At 43.1% G+C, this 276-nt stretch carries 1 protein-coding gene; it reads left to right on the top strand.

What is annotated here, in order from left to right; translation table 11 throughout:
• The coding region (locus R2R70_RS20005; RefSeq protein WP_410978901.1) for a hypothetical protein at positions 1–276 on the top strand (276 nt) is incomplete at both ends.

The following is a 276-nucleotide window of genomic DNA, read 5'->3' as shown; positions in this document are numbered from 1 at the left end:
AAAAAAAGGGATTTCACTCACGCCTAGCGACACAGCCAAACAACATTCTTTGGGTTTGCGTGCTGACTTTACACCAAGTGACGAATGGTCTGCTTTAATCCAAGGAGATGTTACACACTCTAACTTAGGCCAAAACTACCGTGGAGTTATTGACGAGACCAATAGAAACGTTTCATTTTCTGGGGACTTATCACGTACTGATTCTCGTGTTATGGCGCGCCTAGAAAATAGAATATCTCCCGACGCAAACCAAATGTTGCAAGTGTCATGGCTAAA

The sequence above is a fragment of the Cobetia sp. SIMBA_158 genome (genome assembly GCF_046566945.1).
GTDB lineage: Bacteria > Pseudomonadota > Gammaproteobacteria > Pseudomonadales > Halomonadaceae > Cobetia > Cobetia amphilecti.
Note: the sequence above shows the minus strand (reverse complement) of the source record. Positions and strands in the feature narration are given on the sequence as shown.